20 protein-coding genes and 1 pseudogene are annotated in these 20,380 nt (G+C 74.4%); 10 read left to right on the forward strand and 11 right to left on the reverse strand.

The features are described 5' to 3' along the window. Positions 1 to 47: 47 nt before the first annotated feature. Entirely contained in the window at positions 48 to 1,007 is a 960-nt protein-coding gene (locus ACTWO6_RS27745; protein WP_446216686.1) for a DNA polymerase domain-containing protein, read from the reverse strand. A 48-nt stretch (positions 1,008 to 1,055) separates the two neighbouring features. Next, on the reverse strand, positions 1,056 to 1,817 hold the full coding sequence (locus tag ACTWO6_RS27750; protein WP_446216687.1) for an isocitrate lyase/PEP mutase family protein: 762 nt from the start codon (positions 1,815 to 1,817) through the stop codon (positions 1,056 to 1,058). A gap of 53 nt (positions 1,818 to 1,870) precedes the next feature. Between ACTWO6_RS27750 and pdxR the strand changes: the two genes are divergently transcribed. Beyond that, on the forward strand, positions 1,871 to 3,274 hold the full coding sequence (gene pdxR / locus ACTWO6_RS27755; protein WP_446220793.1) for a MocR-like pyridoxine biosynthesis transcription factor PdxR: 1,404 nt from the start codon (positions 1,871 to 1,873) through the stop codon (positions 3,272 to 3,274). 96 nt (positions 3,275 to 3,370) lie between these two features. On the opposite strand, the gene ACTWO6_RS27760 is transcribed toward pdxR, so the two are convergent. Further along, complete coding sequence (locus tag ACTWO6_RS27760) at positions 3,371 to 4,789, reverse strand: MFS transporter (RefSeq protein WP_446216688.1); 1,419 nt, start codon at positions 4,787 to 4,789, stop codon at positions 3,371 to 3,373. Positions 4,790 to 4,889: 100 nt separating this feature from the next. Between ACTWO6_RS27760 and ACTWO6_RS27765 the strand changes: the two genes are divergently transcribed. Beyond that, the gene (locus tag ACTWO6_RS27765) at positions 4,890 to 5,264 is read left to right on the forward strand and encodes a winged helix-turn-helix transcriptional regulator (protein WP_446216689.1); all 375 of its coding nucleotides are present in this window, start codon (positions 4,890 to 4,892) and stop codon (positions 5,262 to 5,264) included. Position 5,265: 1 nt separating this feature from the next. Here ACTWO6_RS27765 and ACTWO6_RS27770 read toward each other — a convergent pair whose 3' ends face one another. Then, complete coding sequence (locus ACTWO6_RS27770; RefSeq protein ID WP_446216690.1) at positions 5,266 to 6,465, reverse strand: FAD-dependent oxidoreductase; 1,200 nt, start codon at positions 6,463 to 6,465, stop codon at positions 5,266 to 5,268. Positions 6,466 to 6,522: 57 nt separating this feature from the next. Here ACTWO6_RS27770 and ACTWO6_RS27775 point away from each other — a divergent pair, with 57 nt between their 5' ends. From ACTWO6_RS27775 to ACTWO6_RS27785, 3 genes are all read left to right on the forward strand, one after another. Continuing rightward, positions 6,523 to 7,125 carry a PadR family transcriptional regulator gene (locus tag ACTWO6_RS27775; RefSeq protein WP_446216691.1) on the forward strand — a complete coding sequence of 201 codons (603 nt, stop codon included), beginning with the start codon at positions 6,523 to 6,525 and terminating at the stop codon, positions 7,123 to 7,125. A 77-nt stretch (positions 7,126 to 7,202) separates the two neighbouring features. Further along, the gene (locus ACTWO6_RS27780) at positions 7,203 to 7,748 is read left to right on the forward strand and encodes a TetR/AcrR family transcriptional regulator (RefSeq protein WP_446216692.1); all 546 of its coding nucleotides are present in this window, start codon (positions 7,203 to 7,205) and stop codon (positions 7,746 to 7,748) included. 37 nt (positions 7,749 to 7,785) lie between these two features. Continuing rightward, the gene (locus tag ACTWO6_RS27785; RefSeq protein ID WP_446216693.1) at positions 7,786 to 9,966 is read left to right on the forward strand and encodes an MMPL family transporter; all 2,181 of its coding nucleotides are present in this window, start codon (positions 7,786 to 7,788) and stop codon (positions 9,964 to 9,966) included. Between the two features lie 21 nt (positions 9,967 to 9,987). Here the strand turns inward: ACTWO6_RS27785 and ACTWO6_RS27790 are convergent, their stop codons facing one another. Then, positions 9,988 to 11,244: an erythromycin esterase family protein gene (locus ACTWO6_RS27790; RefSeq protein ID WP_446216694.1), complete on the reverse strand. Its 1,257-nt coding sequence runs from the start codon at positions 11,242 to 11,244 to the stop codon at positions 9,988 to 9,990. Between the two features lie 95 nt (positions 11,245 to 11,339). On the opposite strand from ACTWO6_RS27790, the gene ACTWO6_RS27795 reads away from it, so the two are divergent. Next, a complete protein-coding gene (locus ACTWO6_RS27795; RefSeq protein WP_130339576.1) occupies positions 11,340 to 11,531 on the forward strand; it encodes a DUF2795 domain-containing protein in 192 nt (63 codons plus the stop codon). A gap of 162 nt (positions 11,532 to 11,693) precedes the next feature. Here ACTWO6_RS27795 and ACTWO6_RS27800 read toward each other — a convergent pair whose 3' ends face one another. Continuing rightward, positions 11,694 to 12,599, reverse strand: a complete 906-nt coding sequence (locus tag ACTWO6_RS27800) for a Gfo/Idh/MocA family protein (RefSeq protein ID WP_446216695.1) — start codon at positions 12,597 to 12,599, stop codon at positions 11,694 to 11,696. Positions 12,600 to 12,767: 168 nt separating this feature from the next. Between ACTWO6_RS27800 and ACTWO6_RS27805 the strand changes: the two genes are divergently transcribed. Both ACTWO6_RS27805 and ACTWO6_RS27810 read left to right on the forward strand, forming a co-directional pair. Further along, on the forward strand, positions 12,768 to 13,163 hold the full coding sequence (locus tag ACTWO6_RS27805; RefSeq protein ID WP_446216696.1) for a hypothetical protein: 396 nt from the start codon (positions 12,768 to 12,770) through the stop codon (positions 13,161 to 13,163). Continuing rightward, positions 13,156 to 13,673 (forward strand): annotated as a pseudogene (locus ACTWO6_RS27810) (hypothetical protein). Before ACTWO6_RS27805 ends, ACTWO6_RS27810 begins: the two are co-directional and overlap by 8 nt. Here the strand turns inward: ACTWO6_RS27810 and fabG are convergent. Both fabG and ACTWO6_RS27820 read right to left on the reverse strand, forming a co-directional pair. Further along, complete coding sequence (gene fabG / locus ACTWO6_RS27815) at positions 13,646 to 14,404, reverse strand: 3-oxoacyl-ACP reductase FabG (RefSeq protein ID WP_446216697.1); 759 nt, start codon at positions 14,402 to 14,404, stop codon at positions 13,646 to 13,648. The pseudogene ACTWO6_RS27810 and the gene fabG sit on opposite strands and share 28 nt — an antisense overlap. Positions 14,405 to 14,507: 103 nt before the next feature. After that, positions 14,508 to 16,160 carry an alpha-amylase family protein gene (locus tag ACTWO6_RS27820; RefSeq protein WP_446216698.1) on the reverse strand — a complete coding sequence of 551 codons (1,653 nt, stop codon included), beginning with the start codon at positions 16,158 to 16,160 and terminating at the stop codon, positions 14,508 to 14,510. 95 nt (positions 16,161 to 16,255) lie between these two features. Between ACTWO6_RS27820 and ACTWO6_RS27825 the strand changes: the two genes are divergently transcribed. Continuing rightward, positions 16,256 to 16,867 carry a DUF1349 domain-containing protein gene (locus tag ACTWO6_RS27825; protein ID WP_446216699.1) on the forward strand — a complete coding sequence of 204 codons (612 nt, stop codon included), beginning with the start codon at positions 16,256 to 16,258 and terminating at the stop codon, positions 16,865 to 16,867. Between the two features lie 87 nt (positions 16,868 to 16,954). Further along, positions 16,955 to 17,626 (forward strand): DedA family protein, encoded by a 672-nt coding sequence (locus ACTWO6_RS27830; protein ID WP_446216700.1) that lies wholly within the window; start codon positions 16,955 to 16,957, stop codon positions 17,624 to 17,626. A gap of 70 nt (positions 17,627 to 17,696) precedes the next feature. Here ACTWO6_RS27830 and ACTWO6_RS27835 read toward each other — a convergent pair whose 3' ends face one another. From ACTWO6_RS27835 to ACTWO6_RS27845, 3 genes are all read right to left on the reverse strand, one after another. Next, positions 17,697 to 19,124 carry a carbohydrate-binding protein gene (locus tag ACTWO6_RS27835; RefSeq protein ID WP_446216701.1) on the reverse strand — a complete coding sequence of 476 codons (1,428 nt, stop codon included), beginning with the start codon at positions 19,122 to 19,124 and terminating at the stop codon, positions 17,697 to 17,699. 78 nt (positions 19,125 to 19,202) lie between these two features. Further along, a complete protein-coding gene (locus tag ACTWO6_RS27840; RefSeq protein ID WP_446216702.1) occupies positions 19,203 to 19,946 on the reverse strand; it encodes a YidC/Oxa1 family membrane protein insertase in 744 nt (247 codons plus the stop codon). 91 nt (positions 19,947 to 20,037) lie between these two features. Next, the gene (locus ACTWO6_RS27845) at positions 20,038 to 20,334 is read right to left on the reverse strand and encodes a DUF6412 domain-containing protein (protein ID WP_446216703.1); all 297 of its coding nucleotides are present in this window, start codon (positions 20,332 to 20,334) and stop codon (positions 20,038 to 20,040) included. Positions 20,335 to 20,380 lie beyond the last annotated feature (46 nt).

The raw sequence follows: 20,380 nt of genomic DNA on the forward strand, positions 1-20,380 counted from the left end.
GCGCGGTTCCGTCGCGGACCGGTTCGATCGGGTCGGTGGAGCGGTCCTCAGCCGCCCTCCCGCCGGGCCCGGGCCCGCCGTTTGCCCTCGTGCATGGCCTGCACCCGGGCCACCGGGATGGTCCGCCCCTCGGCGACCAGGTCGGCGGGGAGCCGCTGCGGCGCGGGCATCGACGCCGCCCACGGGTCCCGCTCGGCGACCAGCGCCGGGACGGTCCGCACGGTGAAGTCCGCCGGTGTCACCCCGGGCAGGTCGTCCCAGGCCACCGGGAAGGAGACCGGCAGGCCGGGCCGGATCCGCGGGCTGTACGCGGCGACCACGGTCGCCCCGCCGGCCCGGGTCGGGTCGATGAAGACCCGGCCGCCCCGGTCCTCCCGGATGAAGGCGGTGGTGGCCAGCGCCGGGTCGAGCCGCTCGGTGTGCACCGCCAGCGCCCGGGTCGCCGCGGCCGCCTCCTCCGCGGTGGTCTCGGCGACCACCGGCACGAAGACGTGCAGGCCCTTCGCGCCGCTGGTCTTCACCGCCCCGGTCAGCCCGACCCCGGCGAGCGCCCGCCGGACCAGCTCGGCGGCCCGGACGACCGTGCCGAACGGGCCCCCCTCCGGCGGGTCGAGGTCGAGCACCAGGTGGGTGGGGCGGTCGGGGTGCGTCGCCGTGCCGAGCGTCGGGTGGTACTCGATCGCCCGCTGGTTGGCGAACCAGAGCAGGGTGCCCCGGTCGTCGCAGAGCGCGTACGACACCTGCCGGTGCGACGCCTCCGCCCAGACCGAGGTGCGGCGTACCCACTCCGGGGTGTACTTCGGCAGGTTCTTCTGCATGAACGGGTCCTGCCCGCGCAGCAGCCGGATCACCGAGAGCGGCCGGTCCCGCAGGCCGGGCAGGATCCGGTCGCGCACCGCGTCCAGGTAGTCCACCAGGTCCCGCTTGGTGACGTCGCCGCCGGCGAGCAGCGGTTGGTCCAGATTGGTCAGTGCGACCCCGTCCCGGGTCTCGTCCGCCCCGCTCATCCGCCCACCTTGCCGCCCCTACCGGTCGAGGGCAACCCGACGCGGCGGTCAGCCGGCGAACGGGTCGCCGCCGGCGGCGAGCGCGGCCAGCATCGCGGCGGCGCGTTGCCGGGCGGCGGCGTACACGCCGGAGCCGAGGCTGACCCGGGCCACCCCGAGCCGGGCCAGCTCCGCCACCACGGGCGTGCCGGCGCGCAGCAGCACGTTCACCGGAACGTCGACCGCGGCCACGAACCGCCGGATCAGCTCCGGGTCGGCCAGCAGGATCGGGTACACGCAGTCGGCGCCGGCCGCCCGGTAGCGCCGGGCCCGGCGGATCGCCTCGTCGAACGCCGCGGCGTGGTCGCCGGTCGCGCGCAGGAAGACGTCCACCCGGGCGTTGACCACCAGGTCCGGCCCGGCCGCCGCCCGGACGGCGGCGAGCAGCCCGGCCTGCTCGTCCGCGTCGCACAGCTCCCCCGTACGCGGGTCGGAGTCCTCGAGGTTGAGCCCGGCCGCGCCGGTGGCGAGCAGCCGGTCGACCAGCTCCGCCGGGCGCAGCCCGTACCCGCGCTCCAGGTCGGCGGTGACCGGGACCGGGACCGACCGGACCACCCGGGCCACCGCGTCGAGCATCTCGTCGACCGGGGTGGTCTCGCCGTCGGCGTGGCCGAGCGACTCGGCGACGGCGGCGCTGCTGGTGGCGACCGCCGGGAAGCCGGCGGCGGCGACCGCGCGGGCCGACCCGGCGTCCCAGGCGTTCGGCAGAATCAGCGGGTCGCCGGGGCGGTGCAGGGCGCGCAGCGCGGCGGCGGTACGGGAGTCGGTCATGGCCCGATTGTGGGCCGACGGGCGGCTCGCCCCTAAGCTCCAATCCCGTGCCGATGGACTGGGCCGATTTCGGCGTCGACCTGCACCTGGAGCTGGACGCGACCGGCGGCCGGCGGGCCGGGCTGGAGCGGGCGTTGCGCGCGGCGATCCGCGACGGCCGGCTGCCGCCGTCGACCCGGCTGCCGGCGACCCGGGCGCTCGCCGCCGAGCTGGGCGTCGCCCGGGGTACGGTCAGCGCCGCCTACGACCAGTTGGTCGCCGAGGGCTGGCTGGTGGCCCGGGTCGGCGCGGGCACCGAGGTGAGCCCGCAGCGGCCGGTCGTCCCGCCCGGTCCGGCCCCGGCGCCGGCCACCGCCCCACCCCGGTACGACCTGCGGCCGGGCAGCCCCGACGTGGGCGCCTTCCCGGTCGCCGCCTGGCTGCGGTCCACCCGCCGGGCGCTGGCCACCGCCCCGGCGACCGCGTACGGCTACGGCGACCCGCGCGGCCGGCCCGAGCTGCGCGCGGCGCTCGCCGGGTACCTGGGCCGGGCCCGGGGCGTGCTGGCCGACCCGGCGCGGATCGTGGTCACCACCGGGTACGTCCAGGCCCTCGTCCTGCTCACCGCCGTGCTCCGGAACGCCGGCCGGCCGGTGCTGGCGATGGAGGATCCGGGGCTGCCGTTCCACCGGGAGGTGGTGCGCCGCCAGGGCGGCCGGGTGGTGCCGCTGCCGGTGGACGACCGGGGCGCCCGCGCCGAACTGCTCGGGACGGGCGAGCTGGCCGACGTCGGGGCGGCGGTGGTGACCCCGGCCCACCAGTACCCGACCGGGGTGACCCTGCACCCGGCCCGCCGGCACGCGCTGACCGGCTGGGCCCGGGACGCCGGCGCCCTGGTGGTCGAGGACGACTACGACGGCGAGTTCCGCTACGACCGGCAGCCGGTCGGCGCGGTCCAGGGCACCGCGCCGGAGCAGGTCGCCTACGTCGGCACCGCCGCCAAGACCCTGGGGCCGGCGCTGCGGCTGGCCTGGCTGGTGCTGCCCGCCCGGCTGGTGGAGCCGGTGGTGGAGGCCAAGCGCCACCTGGACGTGCAGACCGAGGTGGTCGGGCAGCTCGCGCTCGCCGACCTGATCGACAGCCACGGGTACGACCGGCAGGTGCGTACCGTCCGCCGCCACTACCGGCAGCGCCGGGACCTGCTGCTGGACCGGCTGGGCGGGCGGCTGGCCGGCGGGATCTCCGCCGGGCTGCACGCCGTCGTCCCGCTGCCCCCGGGCGGACCGACCGAGGCGGAGGTGCTGGCCCGGGCGGCGGCGCGGGGGCTGGCCCTGGCGGGGCTGGACCGGCACCGGCACCACCCCGGCGGCCACCCCCCGGGGCTGGTCGTCGGGTACGCCACCCCGCCCTCGCACGCCTACCCGGCGGCGCTGGCGGCGCTGGCCGAGGTGCTGGGTACCGCCTCGGAGCCGGCCTGACCGCGCCGCGGCTCCGGGCTGAGCCCCGCGCCGGCGGGGAGCGCCGGCCCCGGCCGGCGCTCCCCGCCGGTCATCGGGCCCGGGTGGCCGTGCCGCTCAGCGGGCCGGGACGGGCACCCGCGCGGGTGCCCGGCGCAGGGTGGCCACCGCGACCAGCAGCGCGGCCGTGACCAGGGCGGCGGCCACCCCGAACGCGGTCCGGTACCCGGCGGCCAGGGCCTCCACCTCGGACCAGCCGGCGCCGCGCAGCCCGGCGGCCCGGTGGGCGGCGAGGGTGGCCAGCGCGGCCAGCCCGAGCGCGCCGCCGACCTGCTGGGTGGTGTTGGCCAGCCCGGAGGCGAGCCCCGCGTCGGCCGGCTCCGCGCCGGCCATGGCGAGCGTGGTGACCGCCGGCAGGGTCAGGCCGCCGGCCACGCCGAAGACCAGGGTCGCGGGGAGCACCTCGGTCGGGAAGTGCCCGTCGGCCGGCAGCCGGGCCAGCAGCAGGAAGCCGACGACGGCGAGCCCCAGTCCGGTGACCAGCACCGCCCGCCCGCCGAAGCGGGCGATCAGCCGGCCGGCCAGGCCGAGCGCGACCACCGCGATCAGCACCGGGGTGGGCAGGAAGGCCAGGCCGGTGGCGGCGGGGTCGAGGCCGAGCACCAGTTGCAGGTCGAGGGCGAGCAGGAACTGGAAGCCGAAGAACGCGGCGACGGTCAGGAGCTGCACCAGGTTGGCGGCGACCAGGTCGGGCGTCCGCAGGATCCGGGGCGGCAGCAGCGGTACGGCGGCGACCGTCTGCCGGAACGCGAACGCCGCGAGCAGGGCGGCGGCCAGTCCGGCGGCGCCGAGGGTCCGGGGCGAGGTCCAGCCGTGGTCGCCGGTGCCGACGACGGTGAGCACCGTGGCCATCAGGCCGGCGGTGACCAGCACCGCACCGACCAGGTCCAGCCCGGCCGCCAGCCCGACGCCCCGCTCCGCGGGCACCCGCAGCAGCGCCCCGGCGACGATCAGCAGCCCGATCGGCAGGTTGATCAGGAAGATCGACCGCCAGCCGGCCAGTTCGGTGAGGAACCCGCCGGCCAGCAGGCCGAGCGAGGCGCCGGCCGCCCCGGTGAAGCTGAACACCGCGATGGCCCGGGCCCGTTCGGCCGGGGCGGGGAAGAGCGCGACGACCATGCCGAGCCCGACCGCGGTGGCGAGCGCCCCGCCGGCGCCCTGGAGGAAGCGGGCGACGACGAGCGTCGCCGGGCCGGCCGCCAGCGCGCAGGCCAGCGAGGCGAGGGTGAAGAGCGCGACCCCGGCGAGGAAGACCCGGCGCCGGCCGGCCAGGTCGCCGAGCCGCCCGCCGAGCAGCAGCAGGCCGCCGAAGGCGACGAGGTAGGCGTTCACCACCCAGGCCAGGCCCGAGATGGAGAAGCCGAGGTCGCGCTGGATCGCCGGCAGCGCCACCGCGACGATGCTGCCGTCCAGGATGATCATCAGGCTGCCGGCGCAGAGCACCAGCAGCGCCGACCAGCGATGGGTCCCCGTCATGGAAGTTCCTCCTTGGTGCACGGTTTGTTACCGAGGCCATCGTCTGTGACCATGAGCCGGAGCGGAAGGAGGCACTTTGGTGTCCCAGGGGAACAGTTGTGTGTCCGTCACGGCCGTGCAGGCCCGGGCCTGCACCGTCCGCGAGGCGCTGGACCGGGTGGGCGGGAAGTGGAGCATCGGCATCCTGGTCGCCGCCAGCGAGGGGCCGGTCCGCTTCACCGAGCTGGAGCGGCAGGTCGAGGGGATCAGCCGGCGGATGCTCACGCTGACCCTGCGCAACCTGGAACGCGACGGCCTGCTGCACCGGAAGGTCTACCCGACCGTGCCGCCGAAGGTGGAGTACACCGCCACCCCGATGGCGCTGGAGCTCTACGAGTCGCTGGTCGCATTGACCGCCTGGGCGGAACGGCACCGCACGGCGATCAGCGAGGCCCGGGCCGCGTACGACCGGGAGCACGGCGCGCCGACCGGCTGAGTCACTCCTTCACGGGCGCGTCCCAGTCGATGTGGTGGTCGTAGAGCCAGGCCAGTGACCTGCCGTCGTCCCGTGCCACCTGCCGGGCGATGATCGGCAGGGCGAGGTCGCGCACCACCCGGCCGACCGGCCCGGCCACCTTGGTCGTGCTGGTCCGCTTCCCCTGCGCGACCACCCGCTCCACCCGCCGGCGCCGCAGCCGCTCGTACGCCTCGAACGCCGCCGCGACGTCCGGCCGGTCCCGCAGGCAGCGGGCGAGCTGGACGGCGTCCTCGAACGCCATCGCCGCGCCCTGCCCCGACGAGGGCGCCGCGGTGTGCGCCGCGTCGCCGATGACGACCATGCGGTCCCGGTGCCAGACCGGCACCGACGGCAGGTCGTAGGTGGGCCAGCCGTACTCGATCCGCTCGGTGCGGTCGATGATCGCCAGGGCCGGGCCGGCGTCGCCGGCCAGCAGCTCGCGGAGCTGGGACCGGGCCCGCTCCGGGCCGATCGCGGCGAGCTGCTCGCGGGTCAGCTCGGTGGGCTGCGGCGGGTTCGCGAACCACCACACCTCCTCCTCGCCCACCACCATCCAGCAGAAGAAGCACCGCCTGCCGAAGAGCATCTGCATCACCCCGCGCTCGTCGGGTAGCCGCAGCCCCCGGGCGAACCCGCCGGCGTTCAGCAGCGGCACGTAGCGGGGGGCGGGCGCCGCCGGATCGATGACCGTCCGGGTCCGCGAGCGCAGCCCGTCCGCGCCGATCAGCAGGTCCCCCTCGGCGACCCGGCCGTCGGCGAAGCGGGCCCGCACCCCCGAGCCGGTCGGCTCGGCGTCCACCAGCCGGGCGCCGTGCACGATCTCGACGCCCCGGCGCAGCGCCTCGTCCCGGAGCGCCCGGTAGAGGTCGGAGCGGCCGACGGTGCTGCTGCCGAAGCCGCGGGTCCGGGTACCGCTGGTGCCGAACTCGCCGAGCCGGCGGCCGCGGTGGTTGCGGAGCGCCATCCGGGGCGTCGGGTGGCCCAGCCCGGCCACCAGCCCGTCGAGTCCGATCGCGCGCAGCGCGTCGACCCCGTTGACGGAAAGGGTGAGGAACGCGCCGACGCCGACCGCGTCCCGCTCGTACGCCTCGTGCACCGTCGCGTCGATCCCGGCGCGGCGCAGGGCCATGGCGGCGACCGGACCGGCCAGGCCGGCACCGATGATGAGAGCTTTAGTCATAAGATGACTATACATAGAATGACCATTGATGGAACCCCTGTCACCTAAGGTGATGGCATGGCCGCCCGCGCGCACCGTCGCTCCCCGCTGGCGATGATGGTGCTGGCGCTCCTGGTGGAGGAGCCGATGCACGCGTACCGGATGCAGCAGGTGATCCGGGAGCGCGACAAGCAGGACGTGGTCAACGTCGCGCAGCGCAACAGCATCTACCAGACCATCGACCGGCTCCGCCGGGACGACCTGATCCGGGTGGCGCACACCGCCCGTGACGAGCGCCGGCCGGAACGCACGGTCTACGAGCTCACCGACGAGGGCCGGCGCACCCTCGACGAATGGCTCGCCGAGGCGCTCGCCACCCCCGCGCGGGAGTTCCCGGAGTTCCCCGCGGCGCTGTCGTTCCTGCCGATCCTGCCGCCGGCCGAGGCGACCCGACAGCTCGAACGGCGGGCCGAGACGCTCGCCACCCGGCTGCGCGAGCGCGAGGCGGTGCTGGCCGCGGTGGAGCTGCCCCGCCTCTTCCTGATCGAGGACGAGTACCGGCTGACACTGCTGCGTACCGAGCTGGACTGGGTCCGGCGACTGGTGGCCGAACTGCGCGCCGGCACGCTGACCTGGTCGGGCGAATGGCTGGCCGACTGGACCGGCACCCCGGGCGACTGAGCCCTGTGGCGGGCGCCACACAAGCCGTCTGACCGATCGGTCAGGTGCTGACCGATCGGTCAGGCATGCTGGTGGACATGGCACGCGCGACCCCGGAGACCCATGGTGAGATCCTCGCCGCGGCGGCGCGGCGATTCGCCGCCACCGGCTACAAGGGCACCTCGTTGCAGGACATCGCCCGCGAGGTGGGCTGCTCCAAGGCGGCGGTGCTCTACCACTTCGCCAACAAGGAAGCCCTGCTCGGCGAGCTGACGGCGCCGGCCATCGCGGTGCTCCAGGCGCTCGACGAGCGGATCGCCGGGCACACCGGGGCGGCGGCCCAGCAGGTCGCCGCCGAGGGCTTCGTCGACCTCGCGGTGCGCTTCCGGCGGGAGATCGCGCTGCTCCGCGGCGAGTTCCCCGACCTGCTCCAGCAGCCCGCCTTCGCGCACGTCCAGCAGATCTCCGAACGGCTGCTCGCCGCGTTCGCCGGCCACTCCGACCGTCCGGCCGCGCGGATCGCCGCGCTGGTGGTCCTCGCCGGGATACCGGCGGCGTGCGCCGAGTTCGCCGACGTCCCCGACGAGGAGCTGCGGCCCGCCCTGCTGGCCGTCGCCCACCGGGCCCTCGACACCACCACCTGACCCCAGTTCCCACCACGACCGAGGACAAGGAACCTTCATGGCGACCCTGCTCTACCGGCTCGGCCGGGCATCGCTGCGCCGGCGGCGACTCGTCGCCGTCGCCTGGCTCGTCGTACTCGTCGGGCTCGGCGTCGCCGCGGCGACCCTCAAGGGCCCGACGGCGAGCAACTTCACCATGCCCGGCACCGAATCCCAGCGCGCGATCGACCTGCTCGCCGACCGGTTCCCGGCGGCCAGCGGGGCCACCGGCACCATCGCGGTCAAGGCGCCGCAGGCCGGCCAGCTCCTCAGCCCCGAGGGGCAGGGCGTGGTCAGGCAGGTCACCCAGGAGGCGGCCACCCTGCCCGGGGTGGTCGGCGCGGTCGACCCGTACCAGGTCAGGGCGCTCACCCCGGACGGCCGGTACGCGCTGATCCAGGTGCAGTTCTCCGGCCGCGCGGACGACGTGACCGACGAGCAGCGCGCCGCGTACGAGAAGGTCGGCGCGCAGGCCGAGGCGCAGGGGTGGCAGATCGCCCCCGGTGGCGAGGTGCTGAACTCCGAGCCGGAGGTCGGCTCCACCGAGGCGCTCGGCGTGCTGGTCGCCGCGATCGTCCTGGTCGTCACCTTCGGCTCGCTGGTCGCGGCCGGGATGACCATGCTCAACGCGCTGATCGGCGTGGGCGTCGGCATGGCCGGCCTCTTCACGCTCAGCGGCGTCGTCGAGCTGACCAGCACCGCGCCGATCCTGGCCCTGATGCTCGGCCTCGCGGTCGGCATCGACTACTCGCTCTTCATCACCTCCCGGCACCGGCAGAATCTGCTCGACGGGCTCTCCCCGGAGGAGGCGGTCGGCCGAGCGGTGGGCACCGCCGGCTCCGCCGTGGTCTTCGCCGGCGCCACCGTGGTCATCGCGCTCGCCGGCCTGGCCGTGGTGGACATCCCGTTCCTGACCGTGATGGGTCTGGCCGCCGCCGGCACGGTGACCGTCGCCGTGCTGGTCGCGATCACCCTGGCGCCGGCCCTGCTCGGCTTCGCCGGCCGCCGGGTGCTCCCCCGCAGGCTGCGCGGGCGCGAGGCGGTCGAGTCCGCCGGCACCGGCTCGGAGGACCGCTCCGGCTTCGGCTTCCGCTGGGCGCACTGGGTTACGAAGCTGCGGATCCCCGTCATCCTGGTCGGCCTGCTCGGTCTCGGGCTGCTCGCGTTGCCCGCCCAGGACATGCGGCTCGCGCTGCCGGACGCCGGCGCCGCGCCGGCGGGCAGCGCGGCCCGGGTCAGCAACGACCTGATCCGGGAGGGCTTCGGCCCCGGCTTCACCGGCCGGCTCGCGGTGGTCGTCACCGCCGACTCCCCGCAGGCCACCCAGGCCGCCGTCCCGCAGGTCACCGCGCTGATCCAGAAGACCGACGGGGTGCTTGCGGTGGCCCCGCCGCAGCTCGACCCGACCGGGCGGACCGCGCTGCTCGGGGTGATCCCGAAGACCGGCCCGACCGACGAGGCCACCGAGACGCTGGTGCACGACATCCGCCGCCAGGTCTCCGGCATCGAGCAGGCCGACGTGCTGCTCACCGGCGTCACCGCGATCGGCATCGACGTGTCCGAGAAGCTCTCCGACGCGCTCCCGATCTACCTGCTGCTGGTCGTCGGGCTCTCCATCCTGCTGCTGATGCTGGTGTTCCGGTCGATCCTCGTCCCGGTCAAGGCGGCGCTGGGCTTCCTGCTCACCGTGGCGGCGACGTTCGGCATCACCGTCGCGGTGTTCCAGCAGGGGCACCTGGCCGGCCTGGTCGGCCTGGACACCCCGGGGCCGCTGATCAGCTTCCTGCCGATCCTGCTCATCGGCATCCTGTTCGGCCTGGCCATGGACTACGAGGTCTTCCTGGTCTCCCGGATGCGGGAGGACTTCGTGCACGGCGACACCGCCCGCCAGGCCACCATCAACGGGATGGGACACGGTGCCCGGGTGGTCACCGCCGCCGCGCTGATCATGATCTCGGTCTTCAGCGGCTTCATCTTCCTCGACGACCCGGTGATCAAGTCGATGGGCTTCGCGCTCGCGATCGGCGTCGCCATCGACGCCTTCGTGGTCCGGATGACCATCGTCCCCGCGGTGATGTCCCTGCTCAACACGAAGGCGTGGTGGCTCCCCCGCTGGCTCGACCGCATCGTCCCCAACGTCGACATCGAGGGCGAAGGCCTCCGCACCCACCTCGCCGACTCCGAACCCGCCAGGGTGTGACCGGGTGACCTGCCCGGCCGGTCAGACGCCGGCCGGGTAGGTCTCCATCTCGCCGGGGGTCGTCAGGGCGGGGAGAGGGTGGAGGGCGGTGGCCTCGTCGCACCAGATGAATGAGTCGTAGCGGTCGGCCAGCCGCGTCGGGACGTAGTTGCCCCAGGATTCGAAGGTCGGGTCGTAGACCACCCCGATGGCCCGGTGGTCGGTTGAACCGGTGACCCACTCGGGCTGGTCGGGGCCGCCGAATACCAGCACCGCCCGCTCCGGCATCAGCTCGTGCAGCCGCCGCTCGACCGAGCCCTCCCGGGCCGGCGGCACCACCATCACCTCGGCCGGCGAGCCCCAGCGCGGCGCCGCGATCACGTTCCCCCGGTAGCTGCCGAACCCGACCAGCGCCACCGCGTCCCGGCCGTGCCGTTCCCGGGCGAGCTGACCGATGTTGACCATTCCGTCGGCGGCCATGTCGGTGGCCCGGGCGTCCCCGACGTGGGTGTTGTGCGCCCAGACGATTCCCCGGGCGTCCGGGCCGTACAGGTCCAGCAGCCGGTCCAGCGTGTCCGTCATGTGGGTGTCCCGGACGTTCCACGACTCCGGGCCACCGGCGATCATCGCCCGGTAGTAGCGCTCCGCGCCGGCCACCACCTCCGCGTTCTGCCAGGCCGCGAAGCGGTCCGGGCCGTCCGCGGCGGCCTGTTCCCGGGTCCGCGCCAGCAGCCGCACCACCTCCTCCTCGCAGCGCGCGGAGACGAACCGGCTGGCCATGCCGTACTCCTCGACCCGCTTGCCGTACGGCTCGAAGCAGCGGTACGCCTCCTGCGCGGCCTCCAGCGAGGCCGGGTCCTCCTCGCCCAGATAGTCGAAGATCGCCTGCATCGACTCCCAGAGGCTGTACACGTCCAGCCCGTGGAAGCCGGCCCGTTCGCCCTCCGGCCGCTCCAGGTTCCAGGCCCGCAGCCAACGGCAGTAGCGGGCCACTTCGGCGTTGGCCCACATCCAGGTGGGCCAGCGTTCGAAGCGCTCCAGCGCGGTCTGCGGGTCGGCCAACCCGCCCGGGGCGCCGACCACCGAGCGGTGCACCCGGTCGCAGTCCGGCCAGTCCCCCTCCACCGCGACGAAGTCGAAGCCCTCCTCGGCGATGAGCCGCCGGGTCAACTGCTCCCGCAGTCGGTAGTAGTCGTAACTGCCGTGCGTCGCCTCGCCGATCATCACGATCCGGGCGTCCCGGACACGCTCCAGCAACGGGTCGAAGTCGCTCGGCGCGCCGAGCCGCTGTACCAGCATGCCCGCGGCTACCCGGGTCCCGCGCGGGCAAACCGGCACCCCGGTCCCCCGCCGTCGGCGGGCATGGCGGCGGGCGGAGCGGGTAGCCGGCCGGCATGACCGTCACCGGGGTGCAGTTGCAGGAGTTCCTGGCCGGGCTCGACTACCCGGTCTCCCGCGAGGACCTGGTCCGCTGGGGCCAGGAGAACGGGGCCAGCACCGAGATGTTGCAGATGCTGCGGGCGCTGCCCGCGGAGCAGTTCGACTCCCCCGCCGAGTTGGGCGAGGCGCTGAGCACCCTCGCCTGAGGCGGGCGGGTCAGCCCACCGTGACGCTGACCGTGTGCCGGCCGGTGGCGCCGCCCGGGAACGCCGGGTGGCGCTGCTCCGGCTGCACCGAGCCCACCTCTGCCGGGGTCGGCGGCCCGGCGGGGACCGCGCGCAGGCGCGGGCCGCCCGACGGGCGCGCGGTCAGCCGGGAATGGTGACGGTGCGCCCCTCGGCGCGGGCCGTCTCGGCGGCGTCCAGCACCGCAACGACCTCGCGGCCGAAGCGGACGTCGCAGCGGTGGTCCCGGGTGCCCGCGTCGATCTCCTCCAGCAACTGGTCGATCGCCGTGTCGTACGCCGCCAGCACGCTGCCGTCGCCGGGCGGCACGGCCTCCGTGCCGTTCTCGCCGAAGAAGACGAAGTCCCGGGTCACCGCCTCCGGCGGGGCGTCCAGGGTGAGCGACATCGTGCTCGTCGCCCCGCCGTCGTGGGTGAGCAGCAGGTGCACCAGGCCGCTCGGGCCGTCCATCGCGGCCACCCGGCTGACCCGGCCGAGCACCGGCAGGATGAGGGAGAGCGCGTGCGGGCCGATGTCCCAGAGCGCGCCCCGGTCCCGCCGCCACTGCGACTTCCCGTACGGGTTCCCCGGTTGGTAGATGGAGGCGAACATGGTGGCCCGGGCGTGCTGCCAGCCGCCGGCCGCGGCGGTGGCGGCGAGGAAGCCGGTGACGTTCGGGTGGTAGCGCTGGGTGAAGAAGACCACCGAGGCCACCCCGGACGCGTCGGCCGCGGCGACCACCCGGTCGGCGTCGGCGAGGCTGAGCGCCAGCGGCTTGTCCAGCAGCAGGTGCCGGCCGGCGGAGGCGGCCCGGACGGCGATGTCGGCCTGCACGTCCGGCGGCAGCGCCACGGCGATCGCGTCGCACGCCTCGAGGAGCGCGTCGACGTCGTCGAAGACCGGTACGCCGTGCCGCCCGGCCAGCGCCGCGGCCTTCTCCTGGTCCCGACCCCAGACCCCGGCGAGCTCGGCGCGGGGGTGCGCGTCGATGGCCGCGGCGTGCGTCTCCGCCGCCCAGTGACCGGTGCCGAACAAGCCGAACCGCAGCACGAGGTACTCCCGCTTCCGTCGTCCGCCACGGCTACCCCGTGGCCGTGATCCACGCTAGTCGGTCCGGTGGGCGGCACGCATGCGACCCGACGGAGAGCCGGCCGGCGGGCAGTACTACGCGGCTTAGTAGGCTGTGCCGGTGAATGGGACTCCGACGGGATGCCGTCGATGACCAGCGCGGCCACGGCCGGCTCGCCGGTGGACGGGCTCCTCGCGACGGCGACGATCGTGCTGTCGCTCGTACTCGCGGTCTGGGCGCTGGTGGCCACGCTGCGCCACCGGCCGCCGGACCGGGTGCAGTTCGTGGGCCTGGCCGTGCTGGAGGTCGCGCTGCTGGCGCTGACCGTGGCGGCGCTGGTCGCGCTCGGCGGCGGGGAACGGCCGGGCGAGCCCGGCGCGTTCTTCGGCTACCTGGTGACGCTGGTCTGCCTGCCGCCGCTGGCCTGGGTGCTGGCCCGGATGGAACCGACCCGCTGGGGCTCGGCGATCGTCTGCGCGATGTGCCTGGTGACGCCGGTCGTGGTGGTCCGGCTCGGTCAGACCTGGGAGGTGCTCGGTGGCTGAGCCCGTCGGGGTACGCGCGGACGGCGACGCCCGGCCGCCCGCGCCCGAACGCGCCACCAACAAGGGGCCGGGCCGGCTGCTGATCGCCGTCTACATCCTGTTCGCCATCGCCGCGACCTCGCGCGCCGGCCTGCAGATCGCCACGAAGTTCGACGAGGCACCGGTGGCGTACCAGCTCTCCGCGCTGGCCGCGCTGATCTACATCGTGGCCGCGGTCGGGCTGGCCCGGGCCGGGCACGCCGGCCGTCGGGTTGCCCTGGCCTGCTGCTCGGTGGAGCTGGTCGGGGTCGTCGCGGTGGGCGTCCTCAGCCTGGCCGACCGGGCGCTCTTCCCCGACGAGACTGTCTGGTCCGGGTTCGGCAGCGGCTACGGCTACATCCCGCTGGTCCTGCCGGTCCTCGGCCTCTTCTGGCTCTGGCGCACCCGCGACACCACCCGCTGACGCGTCCCGCCCGAGCCGGGCGGGACGCGGGTGCGGGCGGTCAGTCCTTGGGGCCGCCGGCCACGTAGATGACCTGGCCGGAGACGAAGGACGCGCCCTCGCTGGCCAGGAACGAGATGGTGTGCGCGACGTCCTCTGGCCGGCCGGGCCGGCGGACCGGGATCTCGGCCGCCGCGTGCTGCTGCAGCGCCTCGAAGTCGACCTTCATCCGGGCGGCCGTGGCCGCGGTCATGTCGGTGACGATGAAGCCCGGCGCGACCGCGTTCACGGTCACCCCGAACGGGCCCAGTTCGATGGCGAGGGTCTTGGTGAAGCCCTGGAGCCCGGCCTTGGCGGCCGAGTAGTTCGCCTGGCCCCGGTTGCCCAGCGCGGAGGTGCTGGAGAGGTTGACGATCCGGCCCCACTTCCGCTCGACCATGTGCTTCTGGGCGGCCTGGCTGAACAGGAACGCGCCGCGCAGGTGCACGCCCATGACCGTGTCCCAGTCCGCGTCGGTCATCTTGAACAGCAGGTTGTCGCGGAGCACGCCGGCGTTGTTGACCAGCACGGTCGGCGCGCCCAGCTCGGCGGCGACCCGCTCGACGGCCGCCTCGACCTGGGCCCGGTCGGCCACGTCGGCGCCCACGCCGAGCGCCCGGCCGCCCGCGGCGACGATCGCGTCCACCGTCTCCTTGGTGGTCGACTCGTCGATGTCGACGACGGCGACGGCCATCCCGTCGGCGGCCAGCCGACGGGCGGTGGCGGCGCCGATGCCGCGCGCGGCTCCGGTCACGATGGCGACGCGGGGCTCCTCCGACATGATTACCTCCCGGTAACTTGTGGCTCGATCGAAGGAGCTTAACCCAGGGGTACGTGGACCGGCCCGCCGCCGACGAGCGGCGACGGGCCGGCACGTCGGACGGTCAGACCGACCAGCTGCGACAGAGCCGGATCCAGCGGTAGCCGTGCCCGGCGAGCTTGAGCCGGTCCAGCTTGCCCACCTCGTCGTAGCCCCGGTCGGAGAGCACGTCGATCGGCATGTCCGCCTCCGGCTGCAACGTGCTCAGGTCGACCTCGACGTCCTCGCTGCCGAGGTTGTGCAGGAAGATCATCGTGCCGGTCGGGCCGTCGGCCCGGTGGGCGAGCACCCCGGCCGGCATCGGCACGTCGATGTGGGTGGTCGAGCCCGAGCCGACTTCCGGCGCCTCGCGCAGCGTCCGGATCATCCGCTCGAACCAGCCGAGCAACGACCGGGGGTCCTTGCGCTGGGCGGTCACGTTGACCTTCTCGTAGCTGAACTCGCCCGTGTCGATCACCGGCCGGACCAGCTTCTCCGGCTCCGCGGTGGAGAAGCCGCCATTGGGCTGGTACGACCACTGCATCGGGGTCCGGATCGCGTCGCGCCCCTTCAGCGACAGGTCCTCGCCCATGCCGATCTCCTCGCCGTAGCGCAGCACCGGCGTGCCGCGCAGCGAGAACTGGAGGGCATAGGCCAGCTCGACGTGCCGCCGGTCGTTGCCGAGCATCGGCGCGAGTCGACGCCGGATGCCCCGGCCGTAGAGCTGCATCTCCTCGTCCGGGCCGAACTTCGCCAGCACGTCGTTGCGCTGCTCCGTGGTGAGCCGGGACAGGTCGATCTCGTCGTGGTTGCGCAGGAAGGTCGCCCACTGGCCGCCGGCGGGCAGCTTCGGGGTGTCCCGCAGCGCGTCGATGATCGTCTCCGGGTCCTCCCGGGCCAGGGCGAGCATCAGCCGGCCGTTGAGCATGAAGTCGAAGAGCATGTGGATCCGGTTGCCCGATCCGCTCCCGTCACCGAAGTAGACCGGCAGCTGGTCCGGCTCGACGTTCGCCTCGGCCAGCAGGACGGCATCGGCGCGGCGCCACTGCACGTGCTGGCGCAGCTCGGTGAGGAAGTCGAAGTCCTTCGGGGAGTTGGGGTTGCCCGGCTCGGTCTGCTCGATGATGAACGGCACCGCGTCCATCCGGAAGCCGGAGACCCCGAGCTGGAGCCAGAACGAGGTGATCTTCTTGATCTCCTCGCGCACCTTCGGGTTGTTGATGTTGAGGTCCGGCTGGAACTTGTAGAACCGGTGGTAGTACCAGGCCTTGGCGGTCCGGTCGTAGCTCCACGTCTCGTGCTGCTCGCCCGGGAAGACCATGCCCTGGAAGCGGTCGTCGGGCTCGTGGTCGGCCCAGACGAACCAGTCCCGGTACGGCGAGTCGGGCGACGACCGGGCGGACTGGAACCAGGGGTGCTCGTCCGAGGTGTGGTTGACCACCAGGTCGATGATCACCCGGATGCCCCGGTTCTGCGCCTGGTGCAGCAGCTCGGCGAAGTCACCCAGGGTGCCGAAGCGCGGGTCGACGTTGTAGAAGTCGGTGGCGTCGTAGCCGTCGTCCTTGTTGGGTGACGGGTGGATCGGGTTCAGCCACAGACAGGTCACCCCCAGCCTGGCAAGGTAGTCCAGCCGGCCGATGAGGCCACGGATGTCACCGACCCCGTCGCCGTCGGAGTCCGCGTACGTGTCGATGTCGAGGCAGTAGACGACCGCCTCCTGGTACCACCTGTCACCCATGCCCGGTTAACTTCTCCGGTCGGCGGTCCCGGCAAACCCGCGGCGCCGCCCGACGGTACGTTCGCCGTTGGCTCTCGGCGGGGTACGGTGCCGCCATGGCTGATCATGAGGTGGCCCCGCGCGACATGGACTGGGACGACGGCCGGTGGCTGCACCCGCCGGTACGGGTCGAGCGGACCGCCGAGGGGCACCTGCTGGTGGAGCCCGGTCCGGAGACCGACATGTGGCGGCACACCAGTTACGGCTTCGTGCACGACAACGGCCCGGGGCTGCTCGCCCCGCTGCCCGGCGGGAGCGCGGTCGAGGTGAGCTTCCTGCTCGACTACACCGCGCAGTTCGACCAGGCCGGCGTGCTGGTCCACGTCGACGAGCGGAACTGGGTCAAGACCGGGGTGGAGCTGAGCGACGGGCTGCCGCAGCTCGGCGCGGTGGTGACCCGGGAGCAGTCGGACTGGTCGCTGGCCCCGGTGCCGGAGTGGACCGGGCGGGAGGTCACCGTCCGGGTCAGCCGCTCCGGTGACGCGCTGACCGTGCGGGCGCGGGTCGACGACGAGCCGTGGCGGCTGGTCCGGCTCGCCCCGCTCCCGCCGGAGGCGGCGGCCATGGCCGGGCCGTTCTGCTGCGCGCCGAGCAGGGCGGGGCTGACCGTCCGGTTCACCGGCTGGCGGCGCGGGCCGGCCGACGCCGCGCTGCACCCCGAGGACTGATCGGATGATCAGTGGGGCGGGTCACCGGCAGGTGTGACCGCCGACGGCCGGGGTACCACTGTCCGATCCCCCGCCGGAAGGATGCCCATGGCTCTCACCCAGAACGTCGACCCGAACCAGTTCAGCGGGCTGACCGGGTGGGTGGCAACCGTCATCGACTCGCTCGGGGCGCTCGGCGTGGCCTTCCTGGTGGCGCTGGAGAGCATCATCCCGCCGATCCCGAGCGAGGTCGTGCTGGCGATGGCGGGCTACCTCTCCGCCGAGGGCCGGTTCAACGTCGTGCTGATCGTGCTCGCCGCCACGGCCGGCTCGCTGCTCGGCGCGCTGGTGCTCTACTGGCTCGGCGCGGCGCTCGGCGAGGAGCGGCTGAAGCGCTGGCTGGACCACATCCCGCTGGTCGACCGGGACGACCTGGAGAAGGCCGACCGCTGGTTCGAGCGGCACGGCAGGTGGGCGGTGCTGATCGGCCGGGTGGTCCCGGTGGTCCGCAGCCTGGTCTCGATCCCGGCCGGCGCGAACCGGATGCCGCTGGGCGAGTTCGTCCTGCTCACCACGCTCGGCAGCGGGGTGTGGAACGCGCTGATCGTCGGGCTCGGCTTCGCCCTCGGCTCGCAGTGGCAGCAGGTGGACCGGTACAGCAACTGGTTCAACTACGCGATCTTCCTGGTCTTCGGCATCATGATCGTGAGCTGGTCGGCGAAGAAGATCCGGAAGCGGCGCGCGCGGCGCGACCGGCAGTCGGTGACCGCCGGCCGCTGACCGCGACGACGGCGTGGAAGGGGTTCCCTCCCGGGCCCGGAAGCAACGGGGGGGGACCCCGGCCGACGCCTCAGCGGCGGAAGGTGAACCAGTTGACGTTGACGAAGTCGGCCGGCTGACCGCTGGTGAAGGTGAGGTAGACGCTGTGCCGGCCGGTCACCGCCGAGACGTTGCCGGGCACCGAGATCCAGCTCTGCCAGCCGCCGGTGTTGCCGACGGCGAAGCTGCCGATCGGCACGGCGGTCGGGCTGTCCAGGCGGACCTCCACCAGGCCGCTCACCCCGCCCGCCGCGCCGGAGGCGACCCGGGCCAGGAAGTCGCGCGGCCCGGTGGCCCCGAAGTCCACGTTGTCGTACCGGGCCCAGTCGCCGTTGCGCAGGTAGCCGATGTCCTGCCCACCCTCGGCGCAGGCCTCGACGATCACCCCGTTCTGGGCGGTGAACGCCTCCGCCTGGATCGTGGCGTACGCGTCCACCGTCCCGCCCGGCGGCGGCGTGGACGTGGTCGGGCTCGGCGACGGGCCGGTGCCGCCCCGGCGGTAGACCGCCACGTAGTCGACCAGCATGGGCCGGCCGGAGACGGTCGCGGCGGTCGGCGTGGTGGCGCCGGCGACGCCGTTCGGGAACGAGCCGCCCATCGCCACGTTGAGCAGCAGGAAGTAGCCGGCGTGGCTGGTCATCTGACCCCAGTACGGGTCGCCGACCTGGCTCTGGCTGACGGTGTGGAAGAGCTGGCCGTCGACGTACCAGCGCAGCTGCTGTGGGCTGACCGAGGCGTCCCACTCGAAGCGGTAGGTGTGGAACGCGGACTGACAGGTGCTGCCGGGACAGGCCCGGGTGGCGCCCAGGCCGTTGAACTCGTTGCACGGGCCGCCCGGGGCGTACCCGCAGTGCAGCGCGCCCCAGACCTGGTTCAGCCCGTTGACGTTCTCCATCACGTCGAACTCGCCGATGCCCGGCCAGTTCTGGTAGTTGCCCCGGTACGGTGAGCCGAGCGCCCAGAAGGCGGGCCAGTAGCCGGCCGCCTGGGCGCCCGTCACGTTCGGCATCTGGATCCGCCCCTCCAGGGCGAGCACTCCCCCGGCCGGCGGCTTGAAGTCGGCCCGGACCGTCTCGATCCGGGCGGAGGTCCACCGGCCGGCGGCGTCCCGCAGCGGGGTGATCCGCAGGTTGCCGGCGCCGTCCTGGGCGAGGTTGGCGGTGCTGGCGGTGTAGGTCTGGATCTCGCCGGTGCCCCAGTTGGCCGGGCCGCCCGGGTAGCTGGTGCCGGTGTCGATGATCCAGTTGGCCGAGGACGGCAGGGCGCCGGCCGCGCCGGTGAAGTCGTCGCTCCAGACCAGGTTCCAGCCGGCCGCGGGCGGCGGCACGGCGGCGTGCGCGGTCATCGAGGCGGCGACCAGGGTGGTGGTGGTGGCGAGCACGGCCGCGGCCAGCGGGAGCCGGCGGCCTGAGCGGCGCAGGGTGGACGGGGCGGCGGACGCCGCCGGGACATGACTCATCGGGGTGCCTCTCTGCGGGGGACGGAGGAACAGAGAGCGCTCTCTGAGGGCGTTTTCTACGCGCCCGACGGCCACTTGTCAACGTCCGTCGATGTCTACCGGCTGCGGCCGACGCAGCGTCGCCTGCTCCAGCGCGGTCCACCCGGTGGTGGTGACCAGGTAGAGCGCGGCCGCCAGCGGCACCACCAACGCCACCAGCACCGTCGTGTACGGCAGCAGCGGCAGCAGCCGGCCCAGCGTCGCCGCGCCCGGCCCCTCGGTCGGCGTGCCGGCGACGGTGCCGGTGGCCGCGGCCGCCCGGCGGGCCCGCCGCGACGAGTACCAGGCCAGAACGAGCAGCGCCACCAGCAGCACCCCGAAGACCGCGACCACCGGCCCGGTGAGCCCGTCGCCGAGGTGCCAGCCCAGCGGCACCCCGGCCAGCCGCTCGTCGAGCAGCCCGGCGCCGCCGTCACCGGTGGCGAAGAGGCGGTACATGACCAGGAAGAACGGCGCCTGCAACAGCGCCGGCAGACAGCCGGCGACCGGGCTGGCGCCGGCCCGCCGGTACAGCCCGAACAACTCGCTCTGCAGCTTTGCGGGGTCGTCGGCGTACCGGCGCTGGAGGTCGCGGACCTCGGGGGCGAGCGCCGCGCGGCGCCGCTCCCCGCGGACCTGCGCCAGGGTGAGCGGCGAGATGAGCAGGCGGACGCCGATGGTGAACAGGACGATCGCGGCGGCCGTGGCCGCGCCGCCGGTCAGCGGTTCGAGCGTGCCCGCGAGCCAGGTGACGACGGAGGCGGCGACGGTGGCCGCGGCGTGCAGTGGTGCGAAGGCGAGCATGGGTGACCCCTCGGTCCGATTCCGGAGGTCCCGGGGACGACGCGTCCCGGCGGGACGGATGACGACGGAATCGGCCGCGCGGCGGCGGGCGCTACGCGGCCGAGGGGCGGCGGCCGGGGGCACGCGGTCGCGGCCGACCGGCTCCGTCCGGGTCGACCTGCCGGGGCACCCGACGACCACGGGCCCGGGCCCGCAGCGCGGTGGCGAGCCGGCCGGACCGGGGCGCCCCCGGCAGCACCCGCGACCGGAGGGCGAGCAGCGTGGCCAGCAGCAGCGCGGCGGCGACCGCCGCGCCGGCGAGCAGCACGACCGGACGGTCGGCCAACACGGTGAGCTGGGCGAGGGCGTACGCCCACGTCCCCGCCACCGCCATCAGCAACCCCGGCACGCCGACCAGCCTAGGACCCGGTGTCACGCCCGGCGGCGGCTTTCGC

Source organism: Micromonospora sp. IBHARD004, from assembly GCF_052814115.1.

Excerpts from the sequence above, each read along its gene's own strand:
- ACTWO6_RS27745 (WP_446216686.1), bottom strand. The coding sequence starts at position 1,007 with ATGAGCGGGGCGGACGAGACCCGGGACGGGGTCGCACTGACCAATCTG.
- ACTWO6_RS27750 (WP_446216687.1), bottom strand. The coding sequence starts at position 1,817 with ATGACCGACTCCCGTACCGCCGCCGCGCTGCGCGCCCTGCACCGCCCC.
- pdxR (WP_446220793.1), top strand. The coding sequence starts at position 1,871 with ATGGACTGGGCCGATTTCGGCGTCGACCTGCACCTGGAGCTGGACGCG.
- ACTWO6_RS27760 (WP_446216688.1), bottom strand. The coding sequence starts at position 4,789 with ATGACGGGGACCCATCGCTGGTCGGCGCTGCTGGTGCTCTGCGCCGGC.
- ACTWO6_RS27770 (WP_446216690.1), bottom strand. The coding sequence starts at position 6,465 with ATGACTAAAGCTCTCATCATCGGTGCCGGCCTGGCCGGTCCGGTCGCC.
- ACTWO6_RS27775 (WP_446216691.1), top strand. The coding sequence starts at position 6,523 with ATGGCCGCCCGCGCGCACCGTCGCTCCCCGCTGGCGATGATGGTGCTG.
- ACTWO6_RS27780 (WP_446216692.1), top strand. The coding sequence starts at position 7,203 with ATGGCACGCGCGACCCCGGAGACCCATGGTGAGATCCTCGCCGCGGCG.
- ACTWO6_RS27785 (WP_446216693.1), top strand. The coding sequence starts at position 7,786 with ATGGCGACCCTGCTCTACCGGCTCGGCCGGGCATCGCTGCGCCGGCGG.
- ACTWO6_RS27790 (WP_446216694.1), bottom strand. The coding sequence starts at position 11,244 with ATGCTGGTACAGCGGCTCGGCGCGCCGAGCGACTTCGACCCGTTGCTG.
- ACTWO6_RS27795 (WP_130339576.1), top strand. The coding sequence starts at position 11,340 with ATGACCGTCACCGGGGTGCAGTTGCAGGAGTTCCTGGCCGGGCTCGAC.
- ACTWO6_RS27805 (WP_446216696.1), top strand. The coding sequence starts at position 12,768 with ATGACCAGCGCGGCCACGGCCGGCTCGCCGGTGGACGGGCTCCTCGCG.
- fabG (WP_446216697.1), bottom strand. The coding sequence starts at position 14,404 with ATGTCGGAGGAGCCCCGCGTCGCCATCGTGACCGGAGCCGCGCGCGGC.
- ACTWO6_RS27820 (WP_446216698.1), bottom strand. The coding sequence starts at position 16,160 with ATGGGTGACAGGTGGTACCAGGAGGCGGTCGTCTACTGCCTCGACATC.
- ACTWO6_RS27825 (WP_446216699.1), top strand. The coding sequence starts at position 16,256 with ATGGCTGATCATGAGGTGGCCCCGCGCGACATGGACTGGGACGACGGC.
- ACTWO6_RS27830 (WP_446216700.1), top strand. The coding sequence starts at position 16,955 with ATGGCTCTCACCCAGAACGTCGACCCGAACCAGTTCAGCGGGCTGACC.
- ACTWO6_RS27835 (WP_446216701.1), bottom strand. The coding sequence starts at position 19,124 with ATGAGTCATGTCCCGGCGGCGTCCGCCGCCCCGTCCACCCTGCGCCGC.
- ACTWO6_RS27840 (WP_446216702.1), bottom strand. The coding sequence starts at position 19,946 with ATGCTCGCCTTCGCACCACTGCACGCCGCGGCCACCGTCGCCGCCTCC.